Annotated in this window: 32 protein-coding genes; 2 read left to right on the plus strand and 30 right to left on the minus strand. The window is 47.6% G+C overall.

From position 1 onward, the window contains the following. Positions 1-18: 18 nt before the first annotated feature. Positions 19-702, minus strand: coding sequence for a hypothetical protein (locus GJ688_RS12645; RefSeq protein WP_170291945.1), 684 nt, complete (start codon positions 700-702; stop codon positions 19-21). 76 nt (positions 703-778) lie between these two features. Next, the gene (locus tag GJ688_RS12650) at positions 779-1,390 is read right to left on the minus strand and encodes a sigma-70 RNA polymerase sigma factor region 4 domain-containing protein (protein ID WP_155476915.1); all 612 of its coding nucleotides are present in this window, start codon (positions 1,388-1,390) and stop codon (positions 779-781) included. A 407-nt stretch (positions 1,391-1,797) separates the two neighbouring features. Here GJ688_RS12650 and GJ688_RS12655 point away from each other — a divergent pair, with 407 nt between their 5' ends. Both GJ688_RS12655 and GJ688_RS12660 read left to right on the plus strand, forming a co-directional pair. Beyond that, the gene (locus GJ688_RS12655; protein ID WP_155476916.1) at positions 1,798-2,250 is read left to right on the plus strand and encodes a helix-turn-helix domain-containing protein; all 453 of its coding nucleotides are present in this window, start codon (positions 1,798-1,800) and stop codon (positions 2,248-2,250) included. Then, positions 2,243-2,626 (plus strand): hypothetical protein, encoded by a 384-nt coding sequence (locus GJ688_RS12660; protein ID WP_155476917.1) that lies wholly within the window; start codon positions 2,243-2,245, stop codon positions 2,624-2,626. The genes GJ688_RS12655 and GJ688_RS12660 overlap by 8 nt, the downstream gene beginning before the upstream one ends. On the opposite strand, the gene GJ688_RS12665 is transcribed toward GJ688_RS12660, so the two are convergent. The 28 genes from GJ688_RS12665 to GJ688_RS12800 all read right to left on the minus strand — a co-directional run bounded on the left by GJ688_RS12665 (position 2,597) and on the right by GJ688_RS12800 (position 23,631). Continuing rightward, the gene (locus GJ688_RS12665; protein ID WP_155476918.1) at positions 2,597-3,571 is read right to left on the minus strand and encodes a toprim domain-containing protein; all 975 of its coding nucleotides are present in this window, start codon (positions 3,569-3,571) and stop codon (positions 2,597-2,599) included. The genes GJ688_RS12660 and GJ688_RS12665 overlap by 30 nt on opposite strands. Beyond that, on the minus strand, positions 3,571-4,374 hold the full coding sequence (locus GJ688_RS12670) for an ORF6N domain-containing protein (RefSeq protein ID WP_155476919.1): 804 nt from the start codon (positions 4,372-4,374) through the stop codon (positions 3,571-3,573). Before GJ688_RS12670 ends, GJ688_RS12665 begins: the two co-directional genes overlap by 1 nt. A 98-nt stretch (positions 4,375-4,472) precedes the next feature. Beyond that, positions 4,473-5,234 carry a BRO family protein gene (locus GJ688_RS12675; protein WP_170291946.1) on the minus strand — a complete coding sequence of 254 codons (762 nt, stop codon included), beginning with the start codon at positions 5,232-5,234 and terminating at the stop codon, positions 4,473-4,475. Between the two features lie 31 nt (positions 5,235-5,265). After that, positions 5,266-6,525, minus strand: a complete 1,260-nt coding sequence (locus GJ688_RS12680; protein ID WP_155476921.1) for a DnaB-like helicase C-terminal domain-containing protein — start codon at positions 6,523-6,525, stop codon at positions 5,266-5,268. Beyond that, positions 6,525-7,298: an ATP-binding protein gene (locus GJ688_RS12685; RefSeq protein ID WP_155476922.1), complete on the minus strand. Its 774-nt coding sequence runs from the start codon at positions 7,296-7,298 to the stop codon at positions 6,525-6,527. The genes GJ688_RS12680 and GJ688_RS12685 overlap by 1 nt, the downstream gene beginning before the upstream one ends. Beyond that, on the minus strand, positions 7,295-8,260 hold the full coding sequence (locus tag GJ688_RS12690; protein WP_155476923.1) for a helix-turn-helix domain-containing protein: 966 nt from the start codon (positions 8,258-8,260) through the stop codon (positions 7,295-7,297). The genes GJ688_RS12685 and GJ688_RS12690 overlap by 4 nt, the downstream gene beginning before the upstream one ends. A gap of 153 nt (positions 8,261-8,413) precedes the next feature. Beyond that, positions 8,414-8,647, minus strand: coding sequence for a phage holin family protein (locus GJ688_RS12695; protein ID WP_155476924.1), 234 nt, complete (start codon positions 8,645-8,647; stop codon positions 8,414-8,416). 45 nt (positions 8,648-8,692) lie between these two features. Continuing rightward, positions 8,693-9,328, minus strand: coding sequence for a peptidoglycan recognition protein family protein (locus GJ688_RS12700; RefSeq protein ID WP_155476925.1), 636 nt, complete (start codon positions 9,326-9,328; stop codon positions 8,693-8,695). 1 nt (position 9,329) lies between these two features. Further along, positions 9,330-9,572: a BhlA/UviB family holin-like peptide gene (locus GJ688_RS12705; RefSeq protein ID WP_155476926.1), complete on the minus strand. Its 243-nt coding sequence runs from the start codon at positions 9,570-9,572 to the stop codon at positions 9,330-9,332. Between the two features lie 48 nt (positions 9,573-9,620). After that, positions 9,621-9,791, minus strand: a complete 171-nt coding sequence (locus tag GJ688_RS12710; RefSeq protein WP_155476927.1) for a hypothetical protein — start codon at positions 9,789-9,791, stop codon at positions 9,621-9,623. 2 nt (positions 9,792-9,793) lie between these two features. Continuing rightward, on the minus strand, positions 9,794-10,177 hold the full coding sequence (locus GJ688_RS12715; RefSeq protein ID WP_155476928.1) for a hypothetical protein: 384 nt from the start codon (positions 10,175-10,177) through the stop codon (positions 9,794-9,796). 10 nt (positions 10,178-10,187) lie between these two features. Then, positions 10,188-10,811 (minus strand): hypothetical protein, encoded by a 624-nt coding sequence (locus tag GJ688_RS12720; protein ID WP_155476929.1) that lies wholly within the window; start codon positions 10,809-10,811, stop codon positions 10,188-10,190. A 10-nt stretch (positions 10,812-10,821) separates the two neighbouring features. After that, positions 10,822-11,502: a hypothetical protein gene (locus GJ688_RS12725; RefSeq protein WP_155476930.1), complete on the minus strand. Its 681-nt coding sequence runs from the start codon at positions 11,500-11,502 to the stop codon at positions 10,822-10,824. Between the two features lie 65 nt (positions 11,503-11,567). Next, positions 11,568-11,915: a hypothetical protein gene (locus GJ688_RS12730; RefSeq protein ID WP_155476931.1), complete on the minus strand. Its 348-nt coding sequence runs from the start codon at positions 11,913-11,915 to the stop codon at positions 11,568-11,570. Between the two features lie 68 nt (positions 11,916-11,983). After that, positions 11,984-14,587 (minus strand): hypothetical protein, encoded by a 2,604-nt coding sequence (locus GJ688_RS12735; protein WP_155476932.1) that lies wholly within the window; start codon positions 14,585-14,587, stop codon positions 11,984-11,986. After that, a complete protein-coding gene (locus GJ688_RS12740; protein WP_155476933.1) occupies positions 14,587-16,698 on the minus strand; it encodes a tape measure protein in 2,112 nt (703 codons plus the stop codon). Before GJ688_RS12740 ends, GJ688_RS12735 begins: the two co-directional genes overlap by 1 nt. Then, positions 16,682-16,957 (minus strand): hypothetical protein, encoded by a 276-nt coding sequence (locus tag GJ688_RS12745; RefSeq protein ID WP_235910963.1) that lies wholly within the window; start codon positions 16,955-16,957, stop codon positions 16,682-16,684. Before GJ688_RS12745 ends, GJ688_RS12740 begins: the two co-directional genes overlap by 17 nt. 50 nt (positions 16,958-17,007) lie before the next feature. After that, positions 17,008-17,328, minus strand: a complete 321-nt coding sequence (locus GJ688_RS12750; RefSeq protein ID WP_155476935.1) for a hypothetical protein — start codon at positions 17,326-17,328, stop codon at positions 17,008-17,010. Positions 17,329-17,340: 12 nt separating this feature from the next. Continuing rightward, positions 17,341-17,760 (minus strand): phage tail tube protein, encoded by a 420-nt coding sequence (locus tag GJ688_RS12755; protein ID WP_155476936.1) that lies wholly within the window; start codon positions 17,758-17,760, stop codon positions 17,341-17,343. A gap of 4 nt (positions 17,761-17,764) precedes the next feature. Next, on the minus strand, positions 17,765-18,127 hold the full coding sequence (locus GJ688_RS12760; protein ID WP_235910966.1) for a minor capsid protein: 363 nt from the start codon (positions 18,125-18,127) through the stop codon (positions 17,765-17,767). A gap of 10 nt (positions 18,128-18,137) precedes the next feature. Then, positions 18,138-18,563 carry a hypothetical protein gene (locus tag GJ688_RS12765; protein ID WP_155476938.1) on the minus strand — a complete coding sequence of 142 codons (426 nt, stop codon included), beginning with the start codon at positions 18,561-18,563 and terminating at the stop codon, positions 18,138-18,140. After that, positions 18,563-18,874 carry a hypothetical protein gene (locus GJ688_RS12770; protein ID WP_155476939.1) on the minus strand — a complete coding sequence of 104 codons (312 nt, stop codon included), beginning with the start codon at positions 18,872-18,874 and terminating at the stop codon, positions 18,563-18,565. The genes GJ688_RS12765 and GJ688_RS12770 overlap by 1 nt, the downstream gene beginning before the upstream one ends. Further along, positions 18,871-19,218: a hypothetical protein gene (locus GJ688_RS12775; protein WP_155476940.1), complete on the minus strand. Its 348-nt coding sequence runs from the start codon at positions 19,216-19,218 to the stop codon at positions 18,871-18,873. The genes GJ688_RS12770 and GJ688_RS12775 overlap by 4 nt, the downstream gene beginning before the upstream one ends. 8 nt (positions 19,219-19,226) lie before the next feature. Further along, positions 19,227-19,421 carry a hypothetical protein gene (locus GJ688_RS12780; RefSeq protein WP_155476941.1) on the minus strand — a complete coding sequence of 65 codons (195 nt, stop codon included), beginning with the start codon at positions 19,419-19,421 and terminating at the stop codon, positions 19,227-19,229. Between the two features lie 60 nt (positions 19,422-19,481). Then, positions 19,482-20,387 (minus strand): major capsid protein, encoded by a 906-nt coding sequence (locus GJ688_RS12785; RefSeq protein ID WP_155476942.1) that lies wholly within the window; start codon positions 20,385-20,387, stop codon positions 19,482-19,484. A gap of 61 nt (positions 20,388-20,448) precedes the next feature. Continuing rightward, positions 20,449-20,994: a hypothetical protein gene (locus GJ688_RS12790; RefSeq protein WP_155476943.1), complete on the minus strand. Its 546-nt coding sequence runs from the start codon at positions 20,992-20,994 to the stop codon at positions 20,449-20,451. Positions 20,995-21,286: 292 nt separating this feature from the next. After that, positions 21,287-22,177, minus strand: a complete 891-nt coding sequence (locus GJ688_RS12795; RefSeq protein WP_155476944.1) for a phage minor capsid protein — start codon at positions 22,175-22,177, stop codon at positions 21,287-21,289. Further along, positions 22,174-23,631 carry a phage portal protein gene (locus GJ688_RS12800; protein WP_235910964.1) on the minus strand — a complete coding sequence of 486 codons (1,458 nt, stop codon included), beginning with the start codon at positions 23,629-23,631 and terminating at the stop codon, positions 22,174-22,176. Before GJ688_RS12800 ends, GJ688_RS12795 begins: the two co-directional genes overlap by 4 nt. Positions 23,632-23,639: the final 8 nt, after the last annotated feature.

A 23,639-nucleotide genomic window follows, 5' to 3' on the forward strand; every position in this document is an offset into this window, starting at 1 on the left:
CAGATTTGCTCCTTTGACTTAAAATACGTTTTCCGGTGTATCATCCGCTTCGATGGGTTTTACCCCATCTTCCGTAACCTCGTCGCTAAAATACTTGTCCACCGGAAACCCAGCCTTCTCTAACTCATCGATCTGCTGTTTCCGGGTTCGAGGCTGGAGCACCGTATCGTAGAAGTCTTCTTCCACAGTCATCTCATCAAAACGCCGGAATTTCTCACGATCCTCTGGTTTCAATTTAATGATGGGATTGAGCGTAAAACTGGTATCCACTTTCGTGCCGGTTCGTTTGAAGACAAAAGCCAAGTCGTGTAAGTCTTCCTTATACTGTTCAATGGACTCAATGATGTTTTGCGATTGTCCACGAGTGCCGTCGAACACACGAATGCTCCCTTCATCGATATCGGCCATCGCAAAAAGGTACCGTTTGCGAGCTCTGAGTCCCTGGTATTCTTCTAGCCCTGTTTTGGATGCATCGCAATGAGCACATTTGTGATCTGCCGGTTCAATACAAGGTTGCGTGTATATGCCGTGTTGGTAGGAACCGTGTGCCAGGTATTCCACATAATCTTCAGGAGACAGCAATCGAACCCGAACAGAATCACCGTCTTTTAACCGGATATAGACTTTCTTAAAGTCGATATTAAAAGATTTCTTCGTCATGGATTCTTTTGCCGCTTTACCTCTTGCAGTGACAATAGACACAAACAATTCCTCCCTAGTTAAACATTGTTATTACTATCGACGGACAAATTCGGTTATAATTGCAACTGAACATTGTTTAGGCAACTTGCTCTTCTTGAGCAAGGAATTTGATTAGTTTTTTCTTTAGTCGGCTCATCGCCTGACGGGATTTCCCATCATACGATGGTGCGCCAAGCATTTTTGAGATTTCGTCAGGTTTAAATCCGTATTCTAACATTCGAATTATCCAACCATCATGCTCGTGAGTTTTGCAGAACTCATCGAGCATTTTTTTTGTCATCACTTGTTCTTCAAATATCTCTGTATCTTTAAGCATTTCGCTTAGTAAATCTCCGGTCTCACTATCTACATAATCTAAGGATAACTTCAATTCGGGACTTATTTGTTTCTTGCCGTTGTAATGTCTGTAGAGTTTTATTGATTTTCGGTTTAACTTAAATCGGAAGAACGTGGTAAAATTCGAGTCCCCATTGTACTGAAGCGCCGCTTCCCAAACCGTTTCATTGAAGAGGCTCACAAGTTCCTCATACTCTAAGAAGCCTTTAGTACTAATGTTTCGTTTACGGGCTTCTTTCGTCACAATGGATTTCATTAACTCGAAGAGTTCGTTAAGTGCTTCTTCATCACCCTCCTTTGCAACCTTCGTGGCTAATTGGTTGGCTTTTTGGTCTAATTCCTGGTAAATCAATTTCAGCGTCCTTTCTCATTCCTGTTTAGTGTTCGAGAGGATGTATTACCCCTCTAATTATCAATGTCGCTTTTTTTCACCGTTTGTGACATCGAAACGCCAAATCAATGATTACCAATTAAATCCGTGGGCAAGTTTGGTGATCAAGGGGAAAATAAAAACGGTGGCGAGGGACATGGAACGAATCCAGTGAAACCTCGGCAACCGTTTTTTTGATCCCATTTTTAACTTTACGTTGTCGGCATTTTCGTTGAACTAGTTGGTTAAAATAGCGACACCCTTACGATACCACTATTCGTACAGGGCGAATAGATGTAAAACGCTGGAATCCAAATTGCACATAGAGTCTCTTTGTTGTGGGAAATGTAATTTTGGGCCTAAATGGGATACATCAGAGAGGATAAACCATGGCCGAAAGGAAACAAACTGCCCGTGAACAGGCTGATCAACTACATCGACAGGCAGATGCCGGTGAATATCTCCGAGATATTCGGGAAAAAAAAGGAATTACATTAACTCAGCTTAGTGAAAAAATCGGCGTATCTGCTGCGTATTTGTCTGGGTTGGAGCGGGGATTTAAAATGCCAAGTGACAAATTAATTATGGAATTGGCTGATTTTTACAAACTTGACACCGAAGATTTATTTAACCGTTTTGGTAAAGTTTCTGCTACGGCGACAACGGTATTAGAGAAAAATCCAGGAATACAAAAAACACTCGCAACAATTTCTAGGGATCCACGAATTCCCGAAGATAAAAAGCAGGCCATGTATGACGAGTTTTTTAATGTATATCTTACCTATCTTCGGGAAATCGGCGAGGAGCCTTATGATCATAGAAGAGGTAGCGATGATGATTAAACCAACTACAATTGAAATTGTCTTGGCGATCAAAGCATTGGGTTTGGCCATAGCCATCATTACATGGGCCATCGGTTGTTGGTTTTTCCTCCAAATTCGGTTAAATCGAGAGCAAAGCGAAAATACATTAAGCAAGATGCCGGTAGGTAACGGGAAGGAAGTCATGTTTACGAATCCAGAAACTGCTGGGGAAGTATTTGAGCTTATTTTTCGGTTTATCCAGTTTAAGCTAAACCCAAAGGAAGTCAGTGTCCCCAGAAACCGGAGACGATCAGCGTGGATAATGGGGTCTGCCTTGGCAATCGCAACCATTTCTCTACTGTATGCATTCTACATTTTTGATCGGTTAATTCGGTTTTTGATGTCCGCTATATAACCAACTAAGCCAATCAATCTCTCTTACAGAATGAGCTATCCTCTTTAGATTATCCCTTGATAACTCATTGACGTCTTTTACATCGTCCGGCAGTCGGAGTGTTTTAAGGCAGACATATCCCCCCAACTGCCGGATAATACTTTCGGCAATCCTTTTCCCGGCACGGTCGTTATCGGTAGCAATTATAAGCTCTTGAATGGGCGATTGGAGAATCAGTTCTCGCTGGCGCGGCGACAGATGGGCTCCTCCGAGTGCGATAGCTGGTTGTCCTATCTGCCATAGGGTGATCGCGTCGATTTCGCTCTCGACGATATATGCCCGAGATGCTCCTCTCTGGTAGATGAGATTCATCCCATAGACGTGATTTTTCACGGGTTGCCCATCCGATACATACCAGAACCATTTGTGGGTCACGCTGCGGAACTTAATGGTCGCTAACGCCCCCTCCCGGTCAAACCAAGGAAACGTAATGGCCCTATTCTTTCGGTCATAGCCAATCTGAAAGGCTCGTTGATACCGCTCCTGAATACCTCGTTGTTCTAAAAGGTATGGGTGACGATATCGGTATTCTATTAATCGTTCCATGGATAAGGGGGGCAACTGGGATTCCTCTACGGGAAGACGAAAGGATAACTGAACGGAATCAATGTCCTTTACATGAATACCATACTCTTCTAGCAGGTAACTTTCCGTTTCAAAAATCGTTTCATTCCGCAACCAGGACAGGAGCTTCGAGAATCCGCCCTTTTTCCATTCCTCATCATCACTTCCGCTATCAATCCAAACTCCAGTATGAAGATGGACCGCAAAAGAGGGATGGCGTTCGGAACGAAAGGGGGAACAGGCGAGGAACTTATCCCCCCTCAACCGTGGCCGTTGCCAGTCATACAATTGAAGTTCTCTGGTGATGTCCACGTCTATTTCGTGGCCCCGAATTGTGACCATTACGCCGCCTGTGGTTCGGACATACCAAGGGCAGCTATCATTTCATCCACGACCTCGATGGCAACGGATAAATAACCAATTGAACTGAGATACTTTGGTCGAGTCAACCCAAATTCCTTTCCTTCACTCGGATTAATCTTGTATTGTCTGTAAAACTCCCTATCAAAGTCCACACACCACACCTTTTTAACTGGGATACCGGACTTTTGCGAGAACAAGTATATTTTCTTAGATAAGGCCTCCCGTAGTTCCTGGTCAGCAAAGTATTCACTATCCGATATGAATTTCGGTGTCCCTGAATTCCAACGGCTTTTTTTGAACAATTGAAATTCTTCCTTTAGTTGTTCAAGTTCCGTTCTTGTTTCTGTCGCGATAGATAGAGCATGACTAACCGTTTTTTCATTTAATATAAGGCGGTCTACCGTCATGGAAAGAACATCTTCCACTCGTATTTTCGATGAAGCTTTCTCCTTCAGACAGTAATACTCGTCAACTAACATCTCATATGCCTCCCAAGCTCGGTCGGTTTCGATGGACTTGGCGTGCATAAAGGCTCCTTTTTCGGTCCAAAGGTATAGGGAGCTAGCTCTGGTCCCAACGACTTCGTTTAAATCGAACTCGTTCTTAAACTGTTTTAAGTCCGCGCCCTTCAGAATGAAGTAGTGCTTACCTTCTTTATATCTGAGTTTATTGCGCGAAAAGTTCTGATTAATTTTTATTGTTTCAGTTTCATACGCTTCAGCTAGTTGAGATGTAGTTAAAACCCGTTGCCCTTGATGTTCAATAACCCGTAGATTCGTCATTCTTTTCTTCTCCTTTAATTAGTAATTTGTTCGGCGACGACTTTATGAAAAGTTCATGTCAATTCGATTACATGACCATATTAGGAACGCGGTTCTTTTTAGGCAGCCCCCTTTCTTTTTTGAAGGATTTGCCGAATGAACTCTACACCTTTCGGAGAAACCAATGTGCGACTTTTGGTATGCCACAATCCATTGGCGAAGAAGCTATATTCTTTCACGGAGAAATGGTCGCTCTCGATATATTTTTGAAGCGGTAGATTTTTATCCATCCCACTCTTGATTAAAATGCCTTCACTGCGTAGTGCCTCATAGGTAAGGTTGCGACCTTCATCCATGGACTTGGCCACTTCCGACATGGTTTGCCATCCATGGGATTCAATAAAGGTATCAAACGCTTCTACTTTCGGAGCATCGGCCTCAACCTTGGCGACAAGTTCGAGACGCATTTTTTCTGTCTGGACAAGTGCATCCAACGCTTCCATATAGTTTTGAGGTAGGATTCGGCCTTCAAAAGTGGGATGTTCTTTTTGATTAACGGAGTATGAACCAGTTTGCCGGATACTCGGCAACACCTCATGGATCACCCAATGTTTGAACTCCTTAGCTTCCGGTTTGCGACTGGTTAGTATTAGGGAGTATAGGCCAGGTTCATTAATCGTGGTCAGTTCTCGCGGGCCTCGAGACGTGTCCAGTATTACTGGACATGTATCTTCTTTATCCAGCCGACCGATGGCATCACGAGATTTGCTAATTCCGAGTACCTCACAGACGTCCTTCGCCACAAACCATGGTTGACCATCAATCATCACTGTCCGTACTTGATTGCCTTCATAGTTGAATACCTTTTGTAAGTTAGTCATTGCAAAACATCCTCCTAATTTTTGATTGATTTTAGAATTGGTCGGTAATATCCGTTTCCCGAATCCGGCCTTCATTAAAATTGCATGTCAATTCGATCACTTGCCCCACGTTGGGCTCGCGTGCCTTCTCTATGGATATCATACCTATCCCATCAGATGCGTCGAACGTGAGGGCTGTCGCGGCGTCCTGAATGACAGCGACGGTCTCGGAATAGTCCGTTAGCCGTGGTGGTTTTACCAGCCGTCTACCCGCCTCATCTTCCTGTCGCTTCTCCTTTTCGGCGGCCCCCGGTGTTTGATGAACCACCAGTCCGACTACCTGATATCGACCAAATATCTGCCGAAGTCGTCGAGATGTAAATGACATCGAATCCCTCATTCGTCCCTTTCCATGATTCATAAGGTTGAATCCATCGATAATCACCATTTTGATGTTTTGATACACATGGAGGTCGGCTTCAATGACTTCTAGCGATAGACCAGCCGGTAGGTCCTCCATGGTTTTGATCACATAGGGAGCCAATCCCGTTTCTGCGTTAAAAGCACTCAGATAGTTGAGATATTGAGCCTCATTCGTTAGCGAACCCCGGCGCAACTTCACATTATCGAAATTCCCCATTAACGTATCCAACCGCAGGGTTTGTTGCTTTTTGGATAGCTCCGGTGAGTAATGTAGGACGCCAAAGCCGTTCTCCCAAGCCGTTAGGCCCATATGAGAGGCAATCCAAGACTTTCCCCGGTTCGTAAAGGCCATTAGTAGGACGTAATCGCTAACCTCAAAGCCACCGCCAAGGGCCTCCGTTAATGATGGATAAGGCGTAGGGAGATACGTCCTTGATCGCTGTTCCTTCGCAGACTCATACCATTGCTTTCGTTCATCGCCGTTTGTCGCGAAGTTTGTTCCAACGTCAAAGCGAACGAGCGTAGTGGTCTCAATCCGTTCCGTTTCGGTTTTTAACCATTGAACAAACTTATCGCCGGGCAGCTCACTGAATTTCTTCACGGCCTGATTTTGCAGAAGTTCAAAGGCTCGTCGCTTGGCTGATTGCGCCTTCAAGCGAGTGCATAGGTATTTGAACGTATCGGCCACTTCGGGTTGGTAATCAAAGGTTTCAAACTGGGCTACGACTGTCCGGTAATCCGGCGTGGTCTGGTTCTCCCGTACATACTCGCGGATAAAGACATACGCTTCACAGAGAGTGGGGAAGTCAGTGATGTCGATTTGATAACGGTAGAGTACAGCGAAATTCTTTTCATCAAGCACCTTGGAGAGCAGTTGCGATTCCAACATTACCTACGCCCTCCCCTGCGCTTGTCTTCTCCTTTGAATGAAACTGGAAATGTGGATCCTTCGATACGGCTGGCGATTCGGTCGTCGAGCAGTTGGCCGATCCGTTCAATCGGCTCGTTCGAGGTATAAATGGTTGCTAATTGCTCTACGGCTCTCGTATCGATGACCTCATAGAACTCATTTTTGAAGGCTTCTGTGGCCTCTCTGATGCCGATATCATCGATGGCCAAGAGAGCTACGGTCATCATTTGGTCTTTTAGCAGGTAATACTTTTGGCTGGCTTCCTCTTGAAGCGTTCGATGGCCCCGGAACTGGGCGTTGAACGCATTTTGATATTTCGAAGCGTTGATAAGGAGAGCCGGTAATTCAGTGATCAGTTTTTTCCGGGTGACATGAAGAATGACGCGAGCCACGAGGTACTCGTTTAGAATGGCTGTGGCTGCGGTGGTTTTTCCGGTTCCTGTTCCTTTTGGATTTACTGCCGGTTCGGGAATGGAGTAGAAATAATATCCTTGGCCGGTGTTTACGTTTTCGATGATATTGCTACAGTATCTAGCCACGAATTCAAAGGCTAACGGGTTGTCCTTTTCAAAGGGAAGCGTGCGCATCATTGATTGCCTGTACGCCTTTGGAATATCTGTAACGCTCCATAGTCCCCCTTCCCCGTTCTCACCGTGGAGTTTTAGGAAGGCGTAGCAGTGGTTGTCGCATCGCTCTGGTTCCCCCGCCTTCTTACATTTGTGAGCCAGTAAACAGATGGAGTCTAATGTCATCCAGCCTTCCTCCTTCCCATATTTGCAACTTCCTGAAGCATCTGATAAGGGTCGCGGCCTCCAAATTCTTTTACGATAGGGTCTGATCTCTTATCCTCTTCTTGGGGTAGGGCAAGGGCTTTATTGCCCAGCCACGTCGCCAATTGACCGAGGGAGGGTCGTGGATACTTGTCTGTTTTCCATGTGGTATCAAAACGCTCGAACACGGTATCCAAGATGGTTTGGATCTGTGGGACCGTAAAATCAGCCAATAGCTTTTTCGCATGAGGCACATCCCTTCCCCAGTTCACGGAATAGTTCACGTTGTATCGCTCACGGTATTTATGGCAGAAGGATTCAATCACGTCCTTGGGGCCAGAGGGTTCCGTTGTCTCTTTCTCCACGGTCATCTCTGCCTGCTGCCCTGTATCTGTTCTTGTTAACTGGTTCTTGTTTATTGGTTTCTTGTTACATCGCAAGTTTGGACAAGTATATAGTTGATCGTTTGAACAAGTGTATGGTTGATCATTTGGACAATCATGTAGTTGATCGTTTGGACAATCGGGTAATTGATCGTTTGGACAATCGCTTACTTGTTCATCTGAACAATCGGTGCTGTCCTTAGCCTGAATTGGTTCCACACTTCCGTTAAACATCGTTACTTGGGATAGCGGAAGAATCCGGTAAATCGATCGTTCCTGTATCCCTTTTCCTGGGATGTATTCTTTTTGTCGCTCTACGATGGGTTTACCATTCCAGCGAAAATCAAGTAAGTCGTGGATATAATCGAAGGCTGTTCTCGGTAATACCCCTAGCTTTTTTGCCACTTGCGCTTGAGTGGGGTAACATTCACCCTCTTCATTCATAAAGGAAGCCAATACAACCAGCGTGGTGAACCGTCTCGGCCCCAATGCAGTAAGCATCCCTTTGTTTATCATGTCTAAATGTAATTTCAGAAAAAGGCCGACCTGAATATTGCTCATGCGATCACTTCCTTGGTGTTGAGTGTTGTAGTTTGTTTAGCCCAACGTAATGACCCCCTCTACTTATCAATGTCGCTTTTTTTCATCTGTTGTTACTTGGGAAATAACGACAAAAAAATACCCACCAGCCGTAAAGCTAGTGGGCATAAGGGTTTATTCCGTTTTTTCATGAAGAATTTTTGTTGCATCGAACAATCCGTTGGCCGATAAACCGACGATAATGCCGTTTAGAATACCTGTCTGGATGGTATCAGCGGGGACGTACATGATGCCAGCGAGGATGCCAAGTACAAGCGTGACCAATGGGATGTACTTGCTGTCAATGTACGTTTTGGCAAACTGTCCTATGGCAATCAAAACTGCTACAACAATTCCGGATTCAAACATCTGCTCACCTCCCTTCGTTATGGATTGTTATAGGGGAGGTCAGGGTTAGGCGATTAGTCCAAGGCGATCCAAAATGACGATCACCCGGTAGAAGGTGGTATCCCCAGTGGGATCGTCTACCACGTTTTTGTTCATCAATTTCTTTAGGGAATCTCTTGCCCAATCAGGAATGGTAGCCAACTTTGCTTCAAGCAACCTTTCCTGTTGCCGTTTGGCGATTGAGGCAATAAAGGCGTCCCATCGTGGCAGGATGAGATGAGGGCAATCTTTTCCCGTCCAGTGTTTGTGGGGAACTACGTTCGTTAGCGGGATGTTGTACTGTTTCATGAGGTCGATAATCAGGTCAATCGCGTTGGCTTCCGCTTGAGCCAAATTGCCATCGCTATTTTCACAAATCTCTACCCCAAGACTGGTTCGGTTGCCAGGACCATTCCCTCCATCACCAGCGTGCCAAGCGTTCTCGTTGGTCGGGATGTGTTGGATAATTTGATGGTCATCGACAGAGAAGTGCCAACTGGTCGTCCCGGCTCCGGGAGACTTGATGAACGCGGCATGACCAGCAGCGTCGGCTCCTGCACTGCCGTTGCCTGTGTTGTGAACGGTGATAAATGTCGGGGTCAAGGGATAGCCAGGACGATTTTTCGCTCCTTGAGGTACGATGTCTTGAATGATATTTACCATATTAGTTGCCCCTTTCTCGTATTTCTGATTTGATGATTTGCACGTCGTCGCTGAGTCGTTCGTACTGCTTTGCCAAGATTTCAAACTGCTTCGAGATGTCTTTGAGAAAGTCCGTAAGCCGATCTTCACGACCTCGGGCCTCCGCCTGCAATCGACGGCTTTCTTGTAGCTGGTATAGATATAAGGAGACAAACAATGAGGCCCACAGGCCTTGCGATAAGGCCTCCGTTAATAGCCCATCCATAGTTCACCTCCTTTCACTCGGAAACTAATAAAAGACGCTTTTTGCGTCTTAGTCTTTGAAGAGCATATCAATAATTAAGTCCAACTTTTCCGCTAAGGTATCGAGGTTCGGCTTCTCCCCTTTTGCCTTGCGGGAGGAGTAATCGGCGATCTTGGCTTTTACACGTTCTGCCTTTTCTTCCCCTTTGGATTTTGGAATCGCCAGTATTGGCTTCGCCATTATTATTTCACCTCCACATTGAAAACCGCAGAATCACAGCCAAGTTCCACGGAAGCAAAGTTTATTGAAAATGCACCTTTTGCATTGCTGATAAAATCGAATTCGGCCTTTCCGTCGGTAGGGGTTAGGGTTAGGGTCGCGGGTTCGTCGCCGGAATGTTTCACCGTCACAAAGACCGGGGTCACGATATCCGGCAGCGGGTTGTCTTGCCAGTCCCTATATTCAACTTGAATGGGTAAAACCTCACCCATATTTAGATCGGTCTTAGCCCCGGTTACAACAATTTTAACGGTCATTCCTACAAAAGATTTGGAGAATATAGAATCTCTATCCTTTTCCACTTTATAAACGTATATGTCCTCAATGATATAATCCTGAGAGTACACAATAGCCCCCCTAAACTCTTATATAAAAAATGGACCACTTGGTATTTGGGGCCGTGCCATTGGATGTATACGAAAAACGGCATTGATTTTCGCAGTAATACAAAGGGGGAAATGTAAAAATGGAATAGGCGGAGATGGTCGTTGAAAAATACGACGCATTTCCTGAATTATAAGAGTATTGGTACGGGTTGGGAAAGAACATGGGATAATACCTGTGACTGGTACTCAAGTTATTTCCTCCCGATGCTTTCCACGTAGATACCCCGCCACTTCCGTTTAATGTCGAACCATCTAGATTGAAAACAGTTACGGCATCTGTGTTTAATTTGTATCGAACATATTGACTGCTTGCACCCATATCAACATAGCCCGCGAGAATAAGAATTGGCCCTGTAATCAGAAAAAGGTCTTGATCGGTTACACTTGAAGTGGACGAATTCGAACCATTGACCGAATAAACGGTCTTTCCCGCTGCCCAAGGGGTTCTGTTCACATTTGCGGTTAATGCTGAAAAATTACTTGCCGAAAGGTCTGTCAAATTGCCTACCTTGGCGTGGACGCTGCCCGTACCGCTCGACGCATCGGTTCGAAGCCCCACCTGCCGACGCAGGAAAGAAAGCAAGGTTTCATTCAATCCAAACAGGCTACATCCTCCCCCTTTTCAGATACTCTCCGTTCCAGTCATAAACGAGGATATCTCGAATCCCGCCTTGGGCAGTTCCCGATGGCGGGAGATACCGATAGACCTTGGATAGTATCTCAGCGTTGTATTCGATGGTCGTGAACCCAGCTCCATACATTCCATGCCTGAGTTCCCCCAATTCACCGGAGAACACCTTGAAGTGTCCTGATGGCCCTAATGTCCAACTTCCCACTGAACCGGTACGATAATAGCAAGGGTAGTTGGCATTGGATGCAGTCTCTCCAATCAGATGGAAATGGTTCGTCGCATCTCCCGCCCCTCGGACTAACAGCCAATAACGAGCACCGTTGACGAGTCCTGTTGCATCAAAAGGAATGCTTACAAAAGCCTTTGTTTTCGGCAGAAACTCTTTCGGCAGAACCATCTGATAAAGCAATTCCCCTTCCGTACTGCCATCGCTGACCAATCCGGAACGGAGTTCTATCACCACATCGGCTCCTGTACCGTTGCCGACCAGTTCAAATTCAACGCGAGATATTTCTGTTACCCCTAATGCGGTAAAGTAAAATGCCCGATCATAGCCGGAACAGTCCATCTCAGAGATTCCGCTTCCGGTAAAGCCGTCGATTTGAGTTCCGTCATAAATCAACGTAAATGGCTGTAGGCTGACCAGACTGTTCATGGTCGCTTCATCTATAATCGAAGTCCCGCCTTTGAAGGCCTGAATAGGCAGAAGATATCCCCCCTTTATCTTGCACTCACCGTAATTCGAGCCTCTACGGTAAGAAGAGTATTGGCCGTTTTTGACCATGGCTTGACCAGCAGATTGAGCATGGTTCCGGTGCCAGGTGTATCTGTGGCACCGGTAAAGACGGCGATTTTCCGGTGATCCCCTACCGCTTCCTGTTGTAAAAACTGTGTCCGAAAGCGAACCTGATTCCCAGTACGGCTAATGGACGACACTGGCTTTCGCAGGACTTCTGTGATGGTTTCGCCAGGGTCATTGTCATCCCCAATAACTAAAAAAGGGCTGGGCAGGGATTGAATACTGTCTGCAATAAGACGTAAGCCTGCTTCGGTAATGAAGTTGTTCAAAGGGCCGACGATTACTCCATCTTGGTACTCGAAAAACCATTCGCCCTTGATGTGTAGACCTGGAATATTTACGATACTACCACCCCATCACATACAACGCCGGTTTCGTCGTACGGCATTTTTGAGTTGAAATACTGAATTCTGGCCCTGCTTTTTAGCTTTACATAGCCGGGATAAGGGACCTCTACGGTTACTCCTGGTTGAATCGTTGTCCACGGTGAGAATGTAATTCCGTCTGTACTGGTTGAAATCTGCACTCTCGGTAATGGACCTGCATCTATTGGCAACACATGAAAAAGAGACCCGATAGTGGAAATCGGCTCTCTCGCTCCTTCGACAGTAAGGTTAAAATTGTCCAGACGAGGTAGTCCTTGAATATCTGTAGACAAGGATTGGCGGACTTGCAGTTTTGCGTTACTAAGATTTAATCCCTGCGTGATACCGGAAATACTACCGCCGTTGACTGTCGGTTGCCAACCCGTCCATGTGGCTCCCCCGTTCTGAGACAGATTTGTTTCCACAGTGACATCACCCGGATATTCAAGCACCACGTAGTCGATATCAGCCGTCCCGTTGCCGTCCGCGTAATTTACGATGAACATAGGCCGAATATAGGCGACATTGTTTTGCATGGGGCCGGGACTGTTGGGATTTGACGTTGGCGTATTGTTGATAGTGGAACTGTACCCTCGGATATATCCAATGAACGTTTGCCAACCGCCGGTAGCCGTCAACGCAGTTCCGCTGGCTCCGTAATAATACTGGCTGGAATGATTATTACTGCTGACCGTATTCACCAGGGTCACCCCATCTGCCGCAACGCCTTCTACTCCGAGATAACAGTTCGGCCCACCAACCGTTGGGTCTACCGTTTGGCGGAATCGGGCTTTGATCACATACAGACGATCTGGTTGATAGGGAATTAAACCGTTCCAGTAAAACCACCCCATCCCACCCGATACCCGCAGGCATCTTCCATCCGTGGCCGTAGGTTCATTCAGAATGAACGTGGTAAGTCCCGGTGTACTGGCGTACAGGTTTACCCAACGGGGGTTCATGGCGTTGAACGGTTCATCCACAAGGGAGCCAGCCATAGCATCCCAAGAGATTTTTGTCTGGTCTGCGGCTCCGAGTCTAGATAAATCTAGCGTAATCACACGGTTTCCGGGTTGCTGAGATGTTAGCGTCAATGAACCGTTTGACGCCGTTACTCCAGCTAGCTGTCCTTGCTGAAATTCTACCGTGGAATCTACACGATAAATGAGGTCAGTACGATTGGGGTCAAAGATTCCAGATACACTCTTTTCGGTCTTAAACGGTAACTCTACTTGGTTAACGACCAATTCATCGGTGACTTTGAACAAATCTTGGTCATAAATAAACTTGTTCAGTAGTTGGGTTTCTGTTGAAGTTTGAGTTTGCTGTGCACTGACTATTGCTTGCAAAAAATCTGGAATCCCTATCAGGCGTCCGCCATATTCGACCTGAAATGTCCAGACCGTAGGCGTAAGCGGTGAAATCGAAACTTTCTGCACCAGAAAAGCATTTTGGATTCCCCGGTTCGGGAGATCAATGGCCAACAGTTGACCGGGCACCCAACCGGGGATTTCTGTTTCAAAGGAACCCCGGATGCGAGGATTCGCATTATTGCGAAGGTCAGCCATCCCTGCGGCTTCCGCCGCCTCAATCGTGGTTAAGCTGGTGTCGTGGATGACATGCTCATACACTCCGTCGCCTCCTTGAACAGAGGCGATGGCCGCTTGAGATTCAAAATCGTCGACCATAGAAATTACATTGATGTCGTACTGATAAGTGAAAGTCAGTGTGGCACCGTCTGCAGGTGTCGCTGTTTGGGAAGAGGATTTCACATACTTATCTTGATAGTTCATGAGGTAGCCCACCGTGGCTTCCTCGGTAACGTTTTCAATACCCACGATCACCGGCGAACCGGATATCGCCAGCGAAAGATTGTGCGGTTTATGAGGGAGTGTCCAAATTCGAGAGTTACCGTCAGATTTCACTTCATAGGTAAATGGGTCGGAAAGCATGGTTCCGCCTTTAATGTAGACACGGTTTCGAAGTCCCTGTGTATCCAAGCGGTGTGCAAGATTACGAATTTCGGTCTCAGAGGTAATCGTTACTGGAGCCTGCTGGGTTCCCGCAATGGGATCGAAAAACCAGACATCCCGGTAATAATCGACGTACCATTCCCAACCGCAATAGTCGGCTAATTTCTTGATACATTCTGAAGGTAGCAGGTAGTCGAAGCAGATGTATTCTACAGTCGGAGCACCAGCTTGAATATTTGTGGAAGTAAACATCTCCTGTCCGTACTTGAGGAGAATGTCCTTCACGATCCAATCCGCTGTTCTGTTTTCATAGGTCTCTACAACCAACCGGCGGTTTAGCTGGTAAGTGTAGTCCTGGCAACCCACTTGCCAAATGTTTAGTGTCCCCGCCGATCGTTTCAGGCGCACGGAATCCACGATGCCACCGAAAAAACGGGTGCCATCGACTTCGATAATGACTTCATCGCCTTCGCCGGGAGGTTGGTTTTTGATGCAAAACGAGCAGGTATCCACCATATGGGTGAGCACCTGCTCTATCGTTAGGTCTTCCAGAAGGACATTATGAATTCGGTTAACCCCGGCGATGAGAATCTGCTCGGTCATTACCACTTCACCCCTCGCCGGGCCAGTTGGCGTTCAAACTGTTCCCAGATTTCTTGGGCATTACTGCCTTGGATGCTGATATTAAAAGTGTGACCGGCACCCACCCCCATAATTTCAGGGGTGGATACTGTGGGTCGATACCCGGAAACGGCGCTGATTGCGTTATTGGCTAAACCGGTTGCTGATTTTTGTACATTCATTTCTTGGTTGTCCATCCCGATGGCAAACCCCTGGGCAGTGTATTCACCCAGTTGCATCATGACCCGGGAGGGTGAATGGATGTCTAAGGCTCGTTTCGCTGCGTTGACCGCACCGGTAAACAGGCTCGATACACTGCTATAAAGCCAACTGCCCAACGATCGCATCCCCTCGACGAAACCCCGTACTAAATTTATTCCCATAGAATAGGCGTCGTTTTTCATGTCCACCCACTTTTGATGGAGCACATCGTAGATGACTTTCATGGATGCCGCCAGCAATATCGGGGCGTCTTTGAAATACTGAAGAATTAGCTTCCACATCTCTTGCGTGAGTACATTGAGATTTTTCGAAGCGGCATCCCAGATATTTCGTAAGATTTCTGTGTCTGAAGTGAAGGTGTCTTTCATCCACGCCAGCGAGTCTCCGGTCAATGTTTCAATCCGGGTAAACGTCCCATCCCATACTTGTCTGACCGCTGTCCAAGCCGTTTCCGCCTTGTTCGATATGGAGTCCATCGTTTGCGCAAATCGGTCTCCTATACTGTTCATTACTCCATTGGTGCTGATATCCAGCCCCTGCATGGCTTGATCCCAGATATCACTCAAATTGCCGCCAATCAGAAATGCAACAGTGTTTTCGATATCCGCGCAGACGTTATCGATTACACTCGATATTGCTTCCCAGATGTAGGAGGCGATCGACTTTATTCCATTCCAACAATCTGTCAGTCGTTGGGTGATTTCTTCCCAATTTTCATACAGATAAATTCCGGTCACCACTAACGCTCCGATGGCCGCTGCTGCTATCCCCACGGGGGTAGCCAATGCCGCCGTGATCGTTGCGAACGTTGCCATGGCAGCAGATACCCCGGCCACGATGCCTTGAATGGCAGAAAAGGCCGCAAATCCGGTAGCGATACCGGCGAGGATGGGACCGATGTTGCTCCAGTTGTTTTGAAGAAGAGAGAACAGCGTGGATACGCCAGTGATAATGCCGTTCAAGATGATTGCCACCGTTGGAGGAAAAGCGGCTTCAATTGCCCCTTTCAAACCATCGGTTTTGAAGCCAGTGGATAGCTTATCTACAAACTCAATGGCAATTGGCATCAGAGCTTTCAATCGCTCCGATACCGGCTGAAGCACTTGGCCCAAGAGCATGTTGGTATTGTCTTTCAAGGTGCTCAACATCCCGGTAAAGGTCTGGCTTTGCTTCTGCATAGCACCGGAGAACTTCGTTCCCATCGCTTCAATCAATGCCGGGACAGCTTGGTCGGCCATCACCTTGCCTTGCGAGGATAACTCCATGAGTTGCTGTTTGCTCATACCTAGCTTTTCCGCCATGAGATCCCATGCTGGGATTCCTCGCTCGGCCAGTTGGTTCATTTCCTCTGCCGATACTTTGCCTTTGGTGGCCATCTGTCCAAGAGCCATGGTCACACCATTGAGCACTTCTTCTCCCCCACCGATCGCCGACACGGCATCTCCGATGGCCCGGAGGTTGGGCCTTACGCTTTCCGCACTGAAACCCATTGCCAGCATGAGTTTAGCCGATTTCTGAAGGCCGGGAAATTCAAAAGGCGTACTGGCTCCGAATTGCTGAAGGTCTTTGATCATCGCTTGGGCCTTCTCTGCCGAACCGAGCAACGTCTCGAAGGAGATAGCCGCTTGCTCCATGTCAGCGTTAAAGGAAAGTCCTTTTCCCAGACCCAACCCGCCGAGAGCCGTGGTAATTGCTCCGAGGGCCGGTAGGGCCATATTTTTTAATGACGTGAAGGCTCCACCCATCGTGAAGCCTTCTTTTTGCATCTGCTTACCGGTTTTTTGAACTTGCCCCATAGCGGACTGGATCTTTAGGTTGAAATCGGAGATGTCTGCAGTGAACTTAACAAGGACACTAGAGAGTGTGGACATTGCTTTCCTCCCTCCTGTCCTTCGATTGGAATTTGTTTTTCAGGTCGTTCAAGGCTTTAAGTTGTTCTTTACGCTCAACTCGCTTGTTGTCCGGTGATTTACCGAGTAACTTATCCGGCGTGACTGGCCGTTTGAGGTTGCCCGATGCGTTCATGATGTGGCAGGCGAGCCAAGCGGTCCGGTGATAATCCGCTTCTTGGCGTTGCTTCTCGTAACTAAAACGGGCTTCAACGATGTCGAGAAGTTCGGCTAACGTCAATGCCCAGAACTGTTCCGGCAATAAACGAAGCGAGCCGAAGGCGACCTCTTTTAGTTGGTCCCAGTCGGCTCGCGTGAGTCGTTTTTTCGGGTAGCGACTTCGAAGGCTTCGGCTATCTTTCGTTGGACATATTCAATGTTCTCAAAATCCACCCAAGAACCAACATCTTTTTCGTTGAGGTTGGTATCCTCATGGATGAGGCCAGCCCACAAAAAGGTACGTATTGACTTGATGCCAAGACCCGTTTCGCTAAGTTCCGTCACGGATACGCCCAACTTATCTTCGATTTCTGCGAGAGCGTTCAATGTATATCGGAGTTTTCGGGGCCGATCCAGTTCAATATCGACAAACCCGCGTTGCTTGTTTGCCATTCGTTACCTCCATTAGCTTCCTGTGGTGACAGTCAATGCACCGGTTCCGGTCAAAGTGAGTTTATAGGTGGCCGCGTCGTCCTGTGGGAACTCATAGGGGAAGTCGGTGATGATGCAACTTCCGGTGTACTTCTTGCCCGAGGGAAGTCGGATTTCCGCTTTGAGCGTCGACCGGCTATTAAATACTTCATCCAAATGATCTAACGCAGTATCGCTACCCAGCATAAATCCGTCACATTCGATGGACCAAGATAAAACCCCGGCCACATTCTCCGCCCATCCATAGGCGTCCTTGGATGTGGTTTCAATTAGGTTGGCCGAGCGATTCAATGTGGCCCCGCTTTGCCCACCAACAACGGTGTAGGTCGGGGAAGCATCCGTCCCGCTCGTTTGGACATAGAGCAATACGTCTACGCCTGCGATTTTTGCCAAAATATCAGGCCTCCTCTGTGATCAGTGAGAAGTTTATTGAATAGATGGATCGATTGTTTTCATCAAAGCCCAAAAACAGTGGACTCGATTGCTGTACTGTACAAAAAATGACGTGGGTGGTTCCCACGTCGAAGTTTCGTTTACCGTTAAAGGTCCGATAAATCTCGGTCGCCTTCGCTTCGGCCGTCACCGGATCGCTGGCGCGAATCAATATCTGCATGGTAGGTCGGCTAAGATTAGCCTTTATGCTGGTTTCTCCGCCTCCCGTCAATCGGACAGATGCACAATTATCGGCCCCCACCGGGAAGGAGTTAGCAAAATACTTGAAGGGGACGGTCTGCTGAAAAACGGCAATAAGTTCTGCCATTTGCACCGCATCACGCCCCCTTCAATACTTTTTGAAGTTCCCGTTCGATATGCTGTTTGTATGTTTGGGCTTCTCCTTCTAACGGTCGGGTTAGAAACTTATTGCCTACAGGATAACGCTTGCCGCTCATTCCGTACCCACCGGGTTTGGCTAGAGACTTTGGGCCGAGGCGGTAACTCAACTCATGCATCGCCAAGGCGTAATTAAAGCCGCGTTCTTTGATGCAGTAACCGACGGTTGCCGTTACTGTACCGGAGTTTGAGGTCGCTTCCATAGCAAAAGACTTTTCTAAAATGCCTTTATCATGAGGTGCCGTTTCGGATGAAGTCCGAACGAGGTTATCTACACAGTCATGAACCGCTTGCTTTAACTGATTGCAGATATCTTTCTTCATGCGTTTCAGAACATGGTCGTGAATCTTGACTTGAATCTTCATCAGACCACCACTTGAGTAAACAGCGGTTTACCGGAAAAATTCCGGATAACGGTGATGGTTAGCGGAGGCTTACAGTACATTTGAGTGAGCTCATCGGACCACTCGATCTGATCACTGAGGCCCACTGGTATCAGAGATTTAATCAAGATGGTCGCTGTGGCGATCGCTTCCTGCCCGTTTACTTGCTGTACTCGCTTATTGGATGCGTCGATTCGGCAAGGGTACACTGTCGGCTCCCCGTATAAAGGCTTTCCCCAGATATCTAAATCCCCTGCCTTACGGATGGTGACGGTCTGCTTCATGGGAATCAATCGGCATACCTCCCTATCCGGCAACCAAGGATGGCGATGACCTCTGGGGAAATCCGACGAACACCTTCCATTGAAATGCTAAGACCACTAACAGATACAGCCTTCACACCTTGTTCAGATTTGCGAACTGTTTCATCCATTCGCAACAACCAAAGAGCCTGCTCGAACACCGCTTCTTCGGGAAGTGGTCGTGTATCGGGACGATAGTTGCGGAATACCCGGTATAGCTGGGTTTCAGCGTTGTTCAATGCTCGCTGCCGAATCGAATCTTCTATTGTCATCCATTCCTCGTTATGAAGCACATTGTTGGTAAAATAGGTGTTGGCTCGATTTAGGTCTGCCACTTACTCACCTACTTTATGGGGGTTTTGGGCTTCTTATCTTCAACGGTTTCTTCCTTGATTTCCTCAACCGTATATCCGTAGTCTTTCGCTAAAAGATTTTTGAGTCTCTCATCTTCAATAATCGCCTCGCCGTTTTGAAACAACACACCCTCGGTAACACCATTGTAAATCGCATTCGGGGTATTAATTCTATATTTCGCCAAGGTAGCCCCTCCTCAAAAAAAGTATAGACGTGGCAGAATGCTCCACCACGTCAACTATAATTAGGACTTTTTGATGTACCGGAGACGTGCTGCGGCCCGTGGATGAAACACAGCCATACCACAATAAAACTCAATCCGAGTACGGAACACGGGTTTACTATCAATTTCTCCAAGGTCACGTACTGATACACCACCGTTACGGAGACCGGAGACATACTGTTCGGTACCAAACTTGATCGCATAAATGGAACCGGTATCTGATGCTGCTCCGGCCTTATCCAACTCATTAAAACCAAGGATCTCTTGACCGGCCCCATCCGTCTCAATGACACGAATGGGGATGCCCGCATAGGTGCTCACTTGACGCCCGAAGGAGTCCTCGCCGCTCTCAATATAGTGAGTGGATTCTTTAAGCGATTTTTTGATTTCCCGACGCATCGCTTTGGAGCAAAGAAGAATATCGGGTTCACCCTCTACCGCATCGATGAGTTCATCCAGTTTATCTGAATCGAAGGGTTTATCCTCACCGTCGATAATCTGTTTGCCATTCAATCGCTTTTGCAATCCATCAAATTGGCTCGGTTGCGCCGCATCCCCTTTGAAGAAGGCTCTGGTAAATTCCAAGGCGAGAGCTTTCGCTTTCAGGTCTGTATGGATGGAGCGAATGTCGTTGACGTTGCCTCGGGTCTGAACGAGGAATTTATCAATGTCCACGTCGCCGCCAAGGATATACAAGCCTTCGGAAAGCTGATTGACCACACCGGCCGATTCAACGTAACCTTCGTTGACCGAACGGAAAGCGATACCCGGTAAGGTCTGCTCCTGATTGTACTTGTACGAGTTTCCCGAAATCTCCATGAACGGCAAGAGTTCCAGAATCGGAGAAGATCGAGCAAACGTTTGAATCACGCCTTTTTGTAATACGTCGGTTGATAGCTTCGCGGCTTCAGTCATTGTAAGTGCCAAAGAAGTAATTCCTCCCTATGTGTTGTATTTGATCAAAGAAAAGGCGCAATCCGCAGAGGGATTACGCTCGTTGAGCATAGCCCATTTTAAGTAGTTGGATGGAACTAAGCTGATTAAGGTCTGTGGTCTTGGCTTGGGTTGGATTGGTCGCTTGACCGACAGGCTGTTCTTGTTTGGTACCAAATAGGCCTTTCTTTTCGGCAGCCGTCAACCATTCCAGCTTTGCTTCTGGTGTGAGGTTGCCGGGAACGAGGTCATGAAAGTCCTTCGGAATGCCTTCTAACTTAGCTTCTAACAGTCCATTAATAACCGATTCTAGCTGTTGAACCCGGCCATTCACAGTTTTGAAACCGTCTTTGGTTTTGGTTAGCTCATCAGCAGTGGTCTTGTATAGCTCTTCAAACTTGCCCTGCTGTTCTTTCGCTTGTTTCGCCCGCTGGTCCCTCTCAGCCAGAAGTTCTTCCAGTTGGGCCTGAACGTCTTTATATTTGGTGTTGATTTCATCGAACCGGGTTTTGGGGATAAGATGCTCTGGTGGCGTAGGTTCCGGCTTCGCTTCAGGGGCTGTTGGCTGTTGCGTCTCTTGAACCTGAGTTTCTTCGGTCAAAATCATATCCTCCTTGCCCTACGCTTGATATCGCGGTCACGTCCACGTGGGGTTGATTGGGCGGCTAGTTTAACGACATAACACCCGTAGGTCGTGTAAAAATTCGGGTATTCTAATCCCGGAGGTGGTTCTATGCTCGCATTTCGAAGATTTCACCAACGCCGACGTAAGATGTGCCGTTTGTATCCGTTTCCTTTGATCATCATAGGCCTCATTGTCGGTCATTTTCTGTTTGGCCGGTGTCGAAAGTGTTAGCTGCCCCCCCGCCACTCCGTTAGGGGTGGCTTATTTCTTACCGAAAAGCCTTCATTTTTTCTTTGTGCTTGTCTCGTAGTTGCTTGGGAAGCAGTTGAATATCCCGAACTGGGCTCACATGGTGCTGACAATTGGGGTGAAATATCTTACCGGTTCCACGAACTTGGTCATATGTGAGGTATCCCGGTGTTAACCCATGAAGGGAAATCACCATCCCCTCAAATGACCGGCAGGCGTCTTTAGCGTTGTGAGACGATATTACCGCCAAGTCCACGCCGCGTTCCATCGTCTCCACCCGAGTTCCTTCAATATGTGCCTGTGTAAGTTTTGTTCGGACCACCATCTCGGTGTACGTTGACAGATTCCATTTCCGACCAGATCGGTCTACAATACCGACCCATGCTTCGCTATCCAATTTAGCTGATAGTCCTTTGTGGGTCAGGTCGCCTACGATGGCTTTTTTCATCGTCTTTCGACCCATCTGCTCTACCGCTTTCACTCGTAGCGTCTCGCTGACGGCGTTTCTTACAAGCTGCTTAATCTTTCTTTCCGTGTTTTGCGTGGCCATGAGCAAGTCCGTGTAGGTGTCGTTAATTAACTCCTCTGTCCGCTCTCGGGCTAGCATGGAAAAAGAGATGGACGATGCCGCCTCGGATAATGAGGTCGCATCGCCCAAAGATAGGATGGTTTGCGCCTGTGCTTCTGTGAACGCCTGTTTAATAACCTGTTCGCACCACGTCTTCGTAGAGACATCCAAATCTCGCAGAATGACCATGATTTGCGATAGCAGTGATTCAGCATAGGATTTTTCTAACCCACCCGACGGAATGGACTTTAACCGACCGGCAATTTCGGTGAAAGCCTTCTGGTAATATCCGATAAGCCGCTTTACATCCCGCTCGTAGACGGGTTTTGGAATCGGCTTCATTCACTGTCACCGGGTTGCTGAAAGATAGACGGATCAGCAACGTCTTCCTCGTCCTGCATCCGTTTCAACTCGACCTCAGCTTGTTCTTCCGTTAAATCATCAAGCCACATTAGGGCCGATTTCTGAGAGATGGTTGCCTTCCCGCCCGTTCGAATGGACATGATGTTGGCCATCTCGGTTTCGTCATCCGGCAGACCGTCTTTGAACTTCACTTTGGGTACCGTCACTTCATAACCCTGCGGCCCTTTACAGGCAATTTCGAGGAGTTGAGCGATCAACAACACCCGCTTCAGGGCTTTGTTATAATACTGCCGCTTGCGGTTCACCTTCGCCAAAATCGAGTTGAGCCGCCATTTGATAGCTAATCCTGATGCCCCGCTCGTTCCCGCATCACCAGAGCCCAGGGCGATCTCGGGGATCTCAGCGTTGATGAGCAACAACTTCACCAGCTTGTCCAATTCCATAAAAGCGGCTTGTAGCTGGCCATCCCAAGTGATGTACTGCGGGATTACTTCGTCCTTCCCCATCACCTCAAAGACTTTATCGACACCCACCCGGAATATGGGGTTGCCTTGTTCATCCTCCCCCAGAGTACCTGCCGGGACCGCCATGGCTGGGTCAGCGTGCTTATCGAGGATGGAAGCAATTTGCGAGAGCCGGTGGTTGATTTCATCGAACAGCGGCTTGTTTTCGCTGAGGTCGTCGATGCCTTCCCATGCATCGTCGGTAGCGTAATTCGGCACGTGAACCACCAGCGGGAACGGCACGCCAGTCTGAACTTCTTTTCGTTCGCCAAGAAGCTCTGCATCGATGCACCACTCATTGATTTCGTTATCCACGGTCACCACAATCGGGTCTAACTTGAACTTGGCGTAAACTATGCGACCGGGATAGTGGGATTCGGCGTTTAACAACCAATCCTCGGCATCACCACGCTTCACAAGCACCGGGTAGGCGATGTGATAGGCGATGATGCGATTGGCGTCGCCTGGAGCCGTTTCGGGGAACACATACTCGGGATTTTGGGCTTCAATGATGACTCGGAAAGGATCGCTCTCCTTCCCCACCATCCCGCCAAACTCTTGACCATAGCGGATTTTATAAAATGAATCGCCTCGGTAGGCGTTGGATAAGGCACTTTCGTAATTCAAGATGTGAAGGTAGTTCCCCTCGACCAACCGTTCGATCGCCAGTTGCTCGTTAGAGTTATCGTTTTTACCAGCAGAGAATGTGGGTTGCTCACCAAACAAAAAATCGGCGGATTTCTTACAAATCACGCCGGGAAGGTTGGTGGAGATATAGAGCAGTTCGTTTTGCCTGCGGGTAAGTTTGTTCTGAACTCGCTGGAATACATCGTAATGCTTACCCAAAAAGAGCTTTTTGTTTTCTCGATATCGCCGAATCCGATCACGATGAGCCAGTGCCGGGTAGTAACTACCGATGGCGAACAGCAATAATTTAT

Origin of the sequence: Heliobacterium mobile (assembly GCF_009720735.1) — a bacterium.
GTDB classification, from domain to species: domain Bacteria; phylum Bacillota; class Desulfitobacteriia; order Heliobacteriales; family Heliobacteriaceae; genus Heliobacterium; species Heliobacterium mobile.

Bases quoted from the DNA above. Each gene is read 5' to 3' on its own strand.
- GJ688_RS12675 (WP_170291946.1), bottom strand. From the start codon at position 5,234: ATGACTAACTTACAAAAGGTATTCAACTATGAAGGCAATCAAGTACGG.
- GJ688_RS12760 (WP_235910966.1), bottom strand. From the start codon at position 18,127: ATGGCAGAACTTATTGCCGTTTTTCAGCAGACCGTCCCCTTCAAGTAT.
- GJ688_RS12690 (WP_155476923.1), bottom strand. From the start codon at position 8,260: ATGAGCAATATTCAGGTCGGCCTTTTTCTGAAATTACATTTAGACATG.
- GJ688_RS12705 (WP_155476926.1), bottom strand. From the start codon at position 9,572: ATGGATGGGCTATTAACGGAGGCCTTATCGCAAGGCCTGTGGGCCTCA.
- GJ688_RS12735 (WP_155476932.1), bottom strand. From the start codon at position 14,587: ATGACCGAGCAGATTCTCATCGCCGGGGTTAACCGAATTCATAATGTC.
- GJ688_RS12725 (WP_155476930.1), bottom strand. From the start codon at position 11,502: ATGAACAGTCTGGTCAGCCTACAGCCATTTACGTTGATTTATGACGGA.
- GJ688_RS12695 (WP_155476924.1), bottom strand. From the start codon at position 8,647: ATGTTTGAATCCGGAATTGTTGTAGCAGTTTTGATTGCCATAGGACAG.
- GJ688_RS12680 (WP_155476921.1), bottom strand. From the start codon at position 6,525: ATGTTGGAATCGCAACTGCTCTCCAAGGTGCTTGATGAAAAGAATTTC.
- GJ688_RS12710 (WP_155476927.1), bottom strand. From the start codon at position 9,791: ATGGCGAAGCCAATACTGGCGATTCCAAAATCCAAAGGGGAAGAAAAG.
- GJ688_RS12685 (WP_155476922.1), bottom strand. From the start codon at position 7,298: ATGACATTAGACTCCATCTGTTTACTGGCTCACAAATGTAAGAAGGCG.
- GJ688_RS12750 (WP_155476935.1), bottom strand. From the start codon at position 17,328: ATGGCAAACAAGCAACGCGGGTTTGTCGATATTGAACTGGATCGGCCC.
- GJ688_RS12765 (WP_155476938.1), bottom strand. From the start codon at position 18,563: ATGAAGATTCAAGTCAAGATTCACGACCATGTTCTGAAACGCATGAAG.
- GJ688_RS12655 (WP_155476916.1), top strand. From the start codon at position 1,798: ATGGCCGAAAGGAAACAAACTGCCCGTGAACAGGCTGATCAACTACAT.
- GJ688_RS12670 (WP_155476919.1), bottom strand. From the start codon at position 4,374: ATGACGAATCTACGGGTTATTGAACATCAAGGGCAACGGGTTTTAACT.
- GJ688_RS12660 (WP_155476917.1), top strand. From the start codon at position 2,243: ATGATTAAACCAACTACAATTGAAATTGTCTTGGCGATCAAAGCATTG.
- GJ688_RS12700 (WP_155476925.1), bottom strand. From the start codon at position 9,328: ATGGTAAATATCATTCAAGACATCGTACCTCAAGGAGCGAAAAATCGT.
- GJ688_RS12740 (WP_155476933.1), bottom strand. From the start codon at position 16,698: ATGTCCACACTCTCTAGTGTCCTTGTTAAGTTCACTGCAGACATCTCC.
- GJ688_RS12665 (WP_155476918.1), bottom strand. From the start codon at position 3,571: ATGGTCACAATTCGGGGCCACGAAATAGACGTGGACATCACCAGAGAA.
- GJ688_RS12795 (WP_155476944.1), bottom strand. From the start codon at position 22,177: ATGAAGCCGATTCCAAAACCCGTCTACGAGCGGGATGTAAAGCGGCTT.